Genomic DNA, 9,869 nt, shown 5'->3' on the forward strand with positions numbered 1-9,869 from the left:
TGAGCGTGCTGCCCGCGGGCAGCACTCGGCTGTGGGTCGCGCGTACCGCTGCGCCGGCCCCGAGCAGCAGGTCGGGCTCCCCGTCCGAGAGCACCTCGGTCGTGCCGTCGGGAAGTCTGAGGACCGGCGGGGGGTGACCTGCGTTCGCCCAGTCGAGGTGCCAGTTGCCGTCGACGCGCCTGAGCCGGGCGTAGACCGCCGTGGCAATGGTGTCGATGCGCAACCGGGAGATGAGGCCGTCGAGGTCGTCGAGAAGTCGACCCGGCTGACCGACGACCGGGTCCGTCGTGTGCGCCAGGGCTCGCAGCATCCCCTTGAGGTGGCCCATGGCCGCCGTGGCGAAGACGTCGTGGCCGAGGACGTCGCCGATGGCGACGCCCACCGAGCCGTCGTCGAGGGCCAGGAGCTCGTAGAAGTCACCGCCGACCTGCGCCGCCTGGTCGCCGACGTGGTAGCGAGCAGCGACGTCGAGACCGTCGACCGGAGGCAGGTCCGAGAGCAGGCTGTGCTGGAGCGTCTCGGCGATGAGTCGCTGCGCCTGGTAGAGCCGCGCGTTGTCGAGGACGAGGCCGGCCCGGTGGCCGAGGTCGCGACCCACGTCGATGTCCTCGGCCCCGAAGGCGGGACGGTCGGTGTTGCGCACCAGCGCCAGGATCTCGCGCACGGTGCCGCGCCCGGACAGGCCCACGCACAGGGCCGAGGCGCTGCCGAGTCGCGCGGTCTCCTCGGTGACCGACATGTCGCGCAGGTAGCCGCTGCGTTCGGGGAGGTTCTCCTGGCTCCCGAGCCGCTCGATCACCCGGAGCTGCTGGCCTTGGAGGAGGACGTCGACCAGCGACCCGGGGCGGAACGCGGTCAGCAGCGAGGTCGCGTAGTCGGCGACGTCCGGTTGGTGGGCGGGGTCGCTGTGCAGCGCTCGCACGCCGACGAGCTCACCGTGGTCGCCGAGGTGGAGCAGCAGGGCCCAGTCGCACAGCTCCGGCGTCACCAGCTCGAGAAGACGTTGGGCGCAGAGCTCGGCGTCCAGGGTGCCGCTGAGCTGGTTGACCGCCTCGACGAGGAAAGCCAGGCGCGCGCGGGCGGCCTCGGCATCTGCGCGTGCCCGGGTCTCCGACCTGAGTGCCTGGGTGACGGCGCGCTCGGCGTCCACCCGAAGGGTCACGTCGGTCTGGATGCCTACGAAGTGGGTCACCTCTCCTGCGCCGTCGTGCACCGGGCTGAGGTCGACCTGGTTCCAGAAGGGGGTGCCGTCCTTGCGGTAGTTCAGCAGGATGACCCGGCACGCCTCGCCGCGAGAGATCGCCTCACGCATCTGCCTCGGCCCGGTGGGGCCGGTCGCCGGCCCCTGGAGGAAGCGGCAGTTGCGCCCGACGACCTCGTCGACCTCGTAGCCGGTGGTGTGGGTGAACGCCGGATTCACCCACACCAGGGGTTGGCCCGGTGCGGTGGCGTCGGCGACGGTGAACGACAACGACGTAGCGCGCACAGCACGCCCGTAGAGGTCCGCGGAGTCGGTGGCGCTCTCCTCGACCAAAGCGGTGGCGGCCTCGCGCACGCGTGGGTCCGAGAGGGGGAGGAGCACGACCAGCGCCTGGTCGTCGAGGCCGGGTGCTCCCTCGAGCGGCAGCGCCACGACCCACAGCGCTGATCGCCGCCCGCCGAGGTCGCTGGCGCGCCCCGCGCTGACCGCCTGTCCGGCGACCGGCGCGGAGCGGGCGACCCGGGAGAGCGGGTGGTCGGTGTCGGAGAGCTCGTTGCCGTCGAGGTCACGCAGCTCGGCGGCGTCCGACCAGTCCTCGAGGGGCATCGGCATCCTGGTGCCGGGCGCGAGCTGCTCGGCCACGGCGTTGGCGTGGATCACGGACCTGGACTCGAGGTCGACCAGCAGCACCCCGGCGGGCGCATCTCCCACCAGGGGCGGGAGGCCATGGCTCCCCGGCAAGCTCTCGGTCGTACTCGGGTACAGCGGCGGCGTGGTCACTCTCGTCGTCCTTCTGGTTCCATCCGGCGGGGCCGTCACCACTGCTGCGAACGGCCCCGTGAGGTCGAGGACGCGACCCCTGACCTGCCCCCAGCCAACCAGATCGCCCAACTCGCGGGTGTACGAGTCGTCCAACACCCCTCGGGGCAGCCCGTCGTCGGCGGTGAGGGCAACGCAACCCTCACAGGGAAGCGAGCACCGCGCTGAGCTCGTCGCCGAGGCCGAGGTCGAAGGACCAGTCCGACTGGTGCGCCTCGTAGGCGCGACCATCAGCCGGGTGGTCGAGGTCCGGCTCGCTCCAGAAGGTGTGGCACGCGGCGCCCTGCACTGCGGCGAACAGCTGCTCGTTGCGCGCCTCGTAGGCCCACTGGTTGAGGACGACGACGGCCTCGAGGTGTTGGGCATAGGCCAGGTTGAACATCCCTGCGCCGCCGAAGCCGGCCACGACCCGGGCGCCGGCGAAGGTGGCGACCTGCTCGGCCAGGGGGAGTCGTTCGGGCTGCACGATCGTGTAGCCCTGCGCGCTCGCCAGAGCCTCCACCTCCTCGACGTTGCTGCACCGGCGGTTGCCCCCGTGTCGGGTCACGAACACCTTCTCGGGGCTGCCGGCGTCGCTGCTCGACGGGCTGTTGCTCAGCACGCCGTCGCGCAGCCGCGCCCAGTCGGCACGCAGTCCTTCGTGGGCGTAGAACGGCACGGTGTTGTGCCACATCGGCGTGCACGCGTAGAGCCGGTCGACGCTCACCGGGTCGTTGACCCACACGATGTCGTCGGGGTCGATGCCGTAGGCGGGCAGCAGCTGGGTCTCGAGGCGGCGCGCCGGATCCTGCTGACGGTCGGGGTGCAGTCGACAGAGGATCTTGAGTGACGGGTCGTCGGCCTTGGCGGCGTCCCAGCCCCAGAGCTTGGCCAGGGCCTCGGTCATCAGGTGGCCGAAGTGGCCGGAGTTGTTGTAGCCGAAGTGGTAGTAGCTGCCGGTCAGGTGGCGAGCTGGAGCGTGCGGCTGCAGCCGGGCGAACCGCGTGCCGGTGTCGCGGATGCCCCACGCCGTGGGCACCTCCGCCAGGTGCCAGCGGAAGGAGTCGGGCAGGAGCGTGCGGCCGTGGTAGGCCAGCGCGTTGACCGGCAGCGTCACGGTGCCGTCGTAGCGCCGCAGGCTCAGCCGTGGCGACTCCATCACCTCGGGCACCTGGGGATCGCCGCGGTGCGTGCCGTGCTGGTGGTGGTCGTGGGTGCTGAGGGTCGAGACCTCGTGGGCGGCGATCTCCTGCACCTCGAGCTGCGGCTCACGGCGAGGGAGCAGGTCGATGGCGTCGGCGTCGCGGATCTTGAGCAGGTGGGAGCGGCCCTTGCGAAACACCGCGAGGCGGTCGGTCGCCACCACCTGGTCACTGCTGCGCAGGTGGGTGCGCCACCGGGGACGTACGTCGTTCGGGTTCTTGGTGGCCGCGAACGTGCGCGCCACCCGCTCCATCAGCGGCGGCCGGGTGGGTGCCTGCTCCGCACCGGGCTCGGGGGCGTCGGGGTCGAGGAGAGCTGCCCAGCGGGCGCCGACGTCGAGGGCGAAGTACGCCGCCTCGAACAGGCGACCCTGCTGCGGTCCGCTCGCCGAGCGGACGTCGATCACGAGCGCGATCGGTGGCAGCGCGATCATTTTTTCGGTGAGGGGGCGTGACTTGCGTCCGACGAGCCCCTGCACGGAGCCCTCGGGAAGCCCCGACTCCTCGAAGCGCAGCCGCTCGAGCTGCCTCCTGGTGCGGGCGATCACGACGACCAGGCCCTCGGCGGCAGCGGCGGGGGTCTCGGGGCCGGAGTCGAGCAGGGTCAGCAGCTGGCCGAGCGTGGGGAGGGGCCGGGCGCGCATGCCCCCGACTCTATTGCGACCGGCGCCGCGGGTGGAATCGTCTCGCCCGCTCGCTGCCTAGACTCGGCACGAGCTCACCGCACCCACCTCACCGCTCCGACCTCACCCGCCCACGAACAGCCCCAACAGGAGGCGCTCGATGCCCGCACGCCGACGACTGCGCTTTCACGGTCGGATCGCGGGCGTGGGGTCGAGCAGCGGCGTCCGGATCGTGGTGGGACGTTGGCACGACAGCCCGCTGGGATCATTCGGGGACGCGATGGTCGAGGAGCCGGACGGGCACCGGGTGCTGGTCGCGCCCGACGAGTCGGTCGCGGAGTTCATCGCGGCGACCTACGTCTTCGACGAGGTCCGGCTCGAGTCCATCACCGTCACGGGCGCTGATCCGCACTGGCAGGTGCGCTCGGAGTCGCTGCACCTCGACCTCGGCGTCGGCGGCCGAACGGCGCTGGGACGGCTGCTCCGGCTGGTGCCGCGACGCCTCTCAACGGCGCCGTGGTGGTGTGCTCTGACCGACCCGATCGCGCGCGTCGTCCTGCGCGGTGTGCGCACGCGAGGTGACACCGGCGAGCGACGGGAGTGGTACGGCGCCACCGACCACCACGCGATCGACTCGGCCGCGGGCACCTGGATGGGCACGGACCTCGGGGCCCTCGCGCGGGTCGAGCCACCGCCGCGCTTCGGCTTCTCGTCCACGCCACCGAGGCCGTCCGTCACCGAGGTGACCACGACGGTCGAGGTCGAGGCGACCTGACCCGACCGGCCGGCTCAGGTCAGGTCAATTTGGGTCAGGTCAGCTCAGGTCAGGTGGATCGCCCGGTTGACCCAGGTCGACGTCACCTGCATCCCAACCCTCTCGTAGAGCCCCAGCGCGCCCGTGCGGCTGTCGGTCGACAAGCCCGTCGTGCCGGCACCGTGCACTCGAGCGGTGGCGAAGGTGTCGACCATCAGCGCCTGAGCAAGGCCCCGGCCACGGTGGTCGGCCCGGGTGGCGAGGCGCGACAGGTAGGCCTCGCAGCCACGCCCGTCCTCGGCGTCGAAGAGCGTCACGTGCGCGCAGGCCACCGGGACGCCGTCGGCATCTCGCACGACGCGCAGGTGCCACGGCTCGAAGCCGGGCCGCCGGGTCGTGACGGCTGCGAAGTCGTCGAAGCTCTCCCGCTCGCGGTCGGACCACTCGAGGAAGGCGTCCTCGACGAGGCCGTGGACCTGGGGGTACTCGTCAGTGCGGGCCTCGCCGAGGCTGTAGCCGGGCGGCAGCGGGCGCTGCGGCACCGACGAGGTCGGGTCGAGCTTGAGCACCCAGCTGGTCCAGCGGACGTGATAGCCCAGCGCTGTCAGCAGGTGGTCGCCCGGCGAACCCTCGGGCACCGGCATCCCGATGATCGCGGTGCCGCACGACCGGGCGCGCTCCCGCATCCAGGCGGCCAACCAGGTGCCGAGGCCGCGGCCGCGGTGGTCGGGGTGCACGGCGGCGTCCCCGCGGTCGGCCGCGACCTCGGCGTACGCCACGAGGCGGTCGTCGACGAACAGGCCGGTGGTGCCGGCGCTGACGTCAAAGCTCGGTCGCTGCCAGTCGCCGACGATGTCGGCCTCCTCGATCTCGACGACGCCGAGGTCGGCGAGCTCCTGGGCGGCCATCAGCTCGTAGACGGCGCGGGCGTCGGTCACCACGAGCGGACGCACGGTCACGTCCGGCGGCAGGGCCGGCAGGGCCGGCAGGGCCGGCATGGGTGGGGGAGCGGTGGTCACCGAGACACTCAAGCAAGCAGAGCCGGACCGGGCCACAGATTTTGTGACCCGGTCCAGACCGCGTGGTGCGGCGCCTCAGGCGTCGGCGATGGCGGAGACGTCGAACTCGAGCTTGATCTTCTCCGAGACCAGGACGCCGCCGGTGTCGAGCGCGGCGTTGAAGCTCAGGCCCCAGTCGGAGCGGTTGATGGTCGTGGAGCCCTCGAAGCCGAGGCGGAGGTTGCCGAACGGGTCGCGCGCGGTGCCGATCTCCTCGAAGTCGATCGTGACCGACTTGGTGGTGCCCTTGATGGTCAGGTCACCGGTGATCGTCCACTCCGAGCCGTCGCGCGCGACGTCGGTGGAGGCGAAGGTGATCTCGGGGGACTCCTCGACGCCGAAGAAGTCGGCGGAGGCGAGGTGGCCGTCGCGGTCCTTCGAGCCGGTGTCGACGCTGCTGGCGAGGATGGTGAGGTCGACGCGCGAGTTGGCGGGGTTGGCGCTGTCGACGTGGGCCGTTCCGCTGAAGTCCTTGAACTGGCCGCGGACCTTGGTGACCATCGCGTGGCGGGCCACGAAGCCGAGGCGGGTGTGGGCCTGGTCGATGGTGTAGCTGCCGGTGATGTCGGCGATCGCGGTGGTGCCGGCGTCGAACTCGCTCATGGGGTGCTCCTCGGTGATGTAGTTGAACTGTCAATTACACCTAAGGGCTGGGCGGAGCGGTTCATTCCCGCGAGCGCGAACTTTCTTCCGGCATGCGAGAACCGCCGACCTCGAGGTCGGCGGTGTCGTCGCGGCGGGACTGAAGGTGCGGGGTCAGGCGGCGTGTGTGACGGCGTGCGCGTGCAGCTCGGCGGGCACTGCCGCCGTGGCCACCTCAACGGCAGCGGGCGTGGCCTGGACAGCTACCTCGGCAACGACCGGGGCAACGACCTGGTCGGGGGAGAGCCAGACGGCTTCCATCCGCGTGCGACCACTGTGGTCGGTCACCGGCACCCAGCGCATCTGCGGCCGGTTTGTCGTGTCGACGGGCATCCGACACCTCCTGTTCATCTTCTGTTCACCAAGATAGCCGAACTCCCACTGAATGCCAAGGAGAAGCCCTCAAGCGGTGGAAATGCTCCACTCGGGGGTGCTTGTGGGCGTCGAGGTGGGCGTGGTGCTCCACCTCTGATGAGCGCCGCCGCTGCGTGGCTTTCGAGCCGTCCGGCGCGCGCCGTTTGCGGGGGCAACACTCGCGCCCCTCCCGCGCCAAAGTGGGCGCCGTAGCGATTTCTGACCCGATTTCGGGTCAGAACTTGCGCTTGGGGTCGCCTGGTCACAAGATGGGCCGGGTGAGCCCCGACCTCGACACGCAACCCGACGCGCGGCTCGTGGCGCACCTCGTCGAGACCACCGGGCTCACCGAGACCGAGGTGGCCCGGATCGTCGAGGACGTCCTGGCCTTCCACGACGAGTCGCTCGAGAGCTTCGTGCGACGTCGCCATGCCGAGCTGCGGCTCACCGGACTGCGCAATCCCGAGGTGTTCGACACGGTGGCCACCGAGCTCGCCGGCCGTGTCGTCGCCGCACCACGGCTGTCGTCACGACAGCTCCGGCGCATCGTTCACGGCTGAGCCCCGCCCGCCCTCGGGCGCGAGATCCCACGACCACCCCCTGACCCCCACCCACCAGCGCGAGCAACACGAGAGGACGTAGGCCATGTGCGGCATCGTCGGCTACATCGGAACCCAGCAGGCAGCACCGTTGATCCTCGAGGGGCTGAGCCGTCTCGAGCACCGTGGCTACGACTCCGCCGGCGTGGCCGTCCTCGGCGGCTCCAAGGAGGCGACGGTGCGGGTGGCCAAGCAGGCCGGTCGCGTGCGTGACCTCAGCAACGAGCTGCCCAAGCGCTTCACCGGCAAGGTCGGCATCGGCCACACCCGCTGGGCCACCCACGGCCCGGCCAACGACGTCAACGCGCATCCCCACACCGACGCCTCGGGCGACGTCGCCGTCGTCCACAACGGCATCATCGACAACGCCGCGACCCTGCGCGCGCAGCTCACCGCCGACGGCGTCGACCTGCTCTCCGACACCGACACCGAGGTGCTCGCCCACCTGATCGCGCGCTCCGACGCCGAGACCCTCGAGGCACGTGTCGCCCAGGCGCTGACGAGCATCGAGGGCACCTACGGCCTCGCGGTCGTGCACGCCGCCTTCCCCGACCGCATCGTCGTGGCGCGCAACGGCAGCCCGCTGCTCATCGGCGTGGGGGAGAAGGAGATGCTCGTCGCCTCCGACCTCGCGGCCCTGATCCGCCACACCACGATGGTCGCCCACCTCGAGGACGGCGAGATCGCCACGCTCACGGCCGGCGGCTTCACGACGTACCGCGCCGACCTGTCCTCGACCCACCGCACCGCCACCGAGGTCGACGTCGACCCCGCGTCGTACGACGCCGGCGACCACGAGTCGTTCATGCACAAGGAGATGTCGGAGCAGCCCGAGGCCGCTGAGCGCGTGCTGCGTGGCCGCCTCGACGAGCGCTTCGGCACCGCCCACCTCGGTGGGCTGCCGATGGGTGCTCGCGAGACCCGGGCGATCAAGCGGGTCAAGATCTTGGGCTGCGGCTCGTCCTACTACGTCGGACAGATGGGGGCCTCCCTCATCGAGGAGCTGGCCAGGATCCCGGCTGATGCCGAGGCCGCCAGCGAGTTCCGCTACCGCGACCCGGTGATCGAGCCCGACACGCTCTACGTTGCGGTCAGCCAGTCCGGCGAGACGATCGACACCCTCCTCGCCGTGCAGGAGATCAACCGCAAGGGCGGACGCTGCGTCGGGTTGGTCAACGTCGTCGGCTCGGCGATCGCGCGCGAGTGCGACGGCGGCATCTACCTCCACGCCGGGCCCGAGGTGGCGGTGGCCTCCACCAAGGCGCTCACCAACATGTTCCTCGGCTTCGCCCTGCTCGCGCTCCAGCTCGGTCGGGTGCGCGACCTGTCGATCTCCGACGGCAAGCGCCTCATCGCCGGGTTGCGCGCGCTGCCCGACCAGATCACCGAGATCCTCGAGCGTGAGGAGGAGATCGCCGAGGTGGCCAAGGTGCTCGCAGAGGCCGAGAGCCTCTTCTTCATCGGCCGCGTGCGCGGCTTCCCGGTCGCCCGCGAGGGCGCCCAGAAGTTCAAGGAGATCAGCTACCGCCACGCCGAGGCCTACCAGACCTCCGAGCTCAAGCACGGCCCGCTGGCCCTGATCTCGCCGGAGGTGCCGACGGTCGCGATCGTGCCCAACGACGAGCTCACCGACCGCAACGTCGGAGCGCTGCACGAGATCGCTGCCCGCGGCGGCCCGCTCGTCGTCATCACCCACGCCGACGTCGACCTGGGTGACGTCGTGTGTCGTCGCATCGACCTGCCGCGCTCCGAGCGCGAGCTCGATCCGATCCTGCTCACGATCCCGCTCCAGCTGCTCGCCTACCGCGCCGCCCAGCACCTGGGCCACGACATCGACAAGCCGCGCAACCTCGCCAAGTCCGTCACCGTGGAATGAGCAGCGCACCACGAGGGACGAGTGGTGCGCGTCGCGAGTGAAGGTTGAGCGAGCCCGCGGCTGAGGAACGAAGCCGCGCAAGGCGAGACGAAACCCGGTGAGGCGGCCGGCAACCTCGAGTGGGTGGTCCAGGCGCGGGAGTTTCACCGCTCCAGCGGAGAATCTCTCGCTTGTGTCATGAAGTTCCGTACAAGAAGCGGGAGTTTTGTCGCTCCGGGTTCCCGGGGCGCGTCGCCCGTGGCAGTTTCACCACTTCAGCGGAGAATCTCTCGCTTCTGTCATGAAGTTCCGCACCAGAAGCGGGAGTTTCGTCGCAGCGACCGCCCTCACACGAACGGCGCGAAGGTCGGCGCCGGCAACGGCCCGTGCGCCCGGTCGCGCGCAGCCTCGAAGCCGGCGGCGACCTCGACGAGCGTGATCTCGCTGTGTGCGGTGCCCCAGAACGACACGGCGACGGGCAGCCCGGCGGCCAGTCCGACGGGCACGGTCAGCAGCGGGTAGCCGGCCATCGCGGTCGGGCTCGTGCAGGAGCCCGATCCGGGCTCGGCGTTGACCAGGTCGATCGGGTGCGCCGGGGCGTACGACGGCGTCACGAGCGCGTCGAGCCCGTGCGTCGCGAGCGCGGCGTCGATCGCCCCGCGGGAGATCTCCTGGCAGCGGGTCCTCGCGGCGGCGTACTCGGGGCTGTCGAGGCCGGGCGCGAGCAGGGCCGCCTCGAGGATCGACTGCCCGAAGTGAGCGAGCTCGACGTCGGCGTGCGCC

General features: G+C 71.1%; 8 protein-coding genes and 1 pseudogene. 3 read left to right on the forward strand and 6 right to left on the reverse strand.

The window, feature by feature from the left end:
* The coding region (locus VOI19_RS07200) for a SpoIIE family protein phosphatase (RefSeq protein ID WP_323792281.1) at positions 1-1,912 on the reverse strand (1,912 nt) is incomplete at its 3' end.
* 250 nt (positions 1,913-2,162) lie between these two features.
* Positions 2,163-3,845, reverse strand: coding sequence for a glycosyltransferase family 61 protein (locus tag VOI19_RS07205; RefSeq protein WP_323792282.1), 1,683 nt, complete (start codon positions 3,843-3,845; stop codon positions 2,163-2,165).
* Positions 3,846-3,984: 139 nt separating this feature from the next.
* Between VOI19_RS07205 and VOI19_RS07210 the strand changes: the two genes are divergently transcribed.
* The gene (locus VOI19_RS07210; RefSeq protein ID WP_323792283.1) at positions 3,985-4,599 is read left to right on the forward strand and encodes a hypothetical protein; all 615 of its coding nucleotides are present in this window, start codon (positions 3,985-3,987) and stop codon (positions 4,597-4,599) included.
* Positions 4,600-4,643: 44 nt separating this feature from the next.
* Here VOI19_RS07210 and VOI19_RS07215 read toward each other — a convergent pair whose 3' ends face one another.
* The 3 genes from VOI19_RS07215 to VOI19_RS07225 form a co-directional block, all read right to left on the reverse strand.
* Positions 4,644-5,597, reverse strand: coding sequence for a GNAT family N-acetyltransferase (locus VOI19_RS07215; RefSeq protein WP_323792284.1), 954 nt, complete (start codon positions 5,595-5,597; stop codon positions 4,644-4,646).
* 75 nt (positions 5,598-5,672) lie between these two features.
* Positions 5,673-6,239 (reverse strand): YceI family protein, encoded by a 567-nt coding sequence (locus VOI19_RS07220; RefSeq protein ID WP_323792285.1) that lies wholly within the window; start codon positions 6,237-6,239, stop codon positions 5,673-5,675.
* A 153-nt stretch (positions 6,240-6,392) separates the two neighbouring features.
* Positions 6,393-6,611, reverse strand: coding sequence for a hypothetical protein (locus tag VOI19_RS07225; protein WP_323792286.1), 219 nt, complete (start codon positions 6,609-6,611; stop codon positions 6,393-6,395).
* A gap of 299 nt (positions 6,612-6,910) precedes the next feature.
* On the opposite strand from VOI19_RS07225, the gene VOI19_RS07230 reads away from it, so the two are divergent.
* Both VOI19_RS07230 and glmS read left to right on the forward strand, forming a co-directional pair.
* A complete protein-coding gene (locus VOI19_RS07230; RefSeq protein ID WP_323792287.1) occupies positions 6,911-7,192 on the forward strand; it encodes a hypothetical protein in 282 nt (93 codons plus the stop codon).
* A gap of 85 nt (positions 7,193-7,277) precedes the next feature.
* Positions 7,278-9,107 carry a glutamine--fructose-6-phosphate transaminase (isomerizing) gene (gene glmS, locus VOI19_RS07235; protein WP_323792288.1) on the forward strand — a complete coding sequence of 610 codons (1,830 nt, stop codon included), beginning with the start codon at positions 7,278-7,280 and terminating at the stop codon, positions 9,105-9,107.
* Between the two features lie 326 nt (positions 9,108-9,433).
* Here glmS and VOI19_RS07240 read toward each other — a convergent pair.
* Positions 9,434-9,869: pseudogene (locus VOI19_RS07240) on the reverse strand (amidase); the annotation flags it as partial.

It is taken from the genome of Nocardioides sp. (genome assembly GCF_034670285.1).
Classification (GTDB): Bacteria; Actinomycetota; Actinomycetes; order Propionibacteriales; family Nocardioidaceae; genus Nocardioides.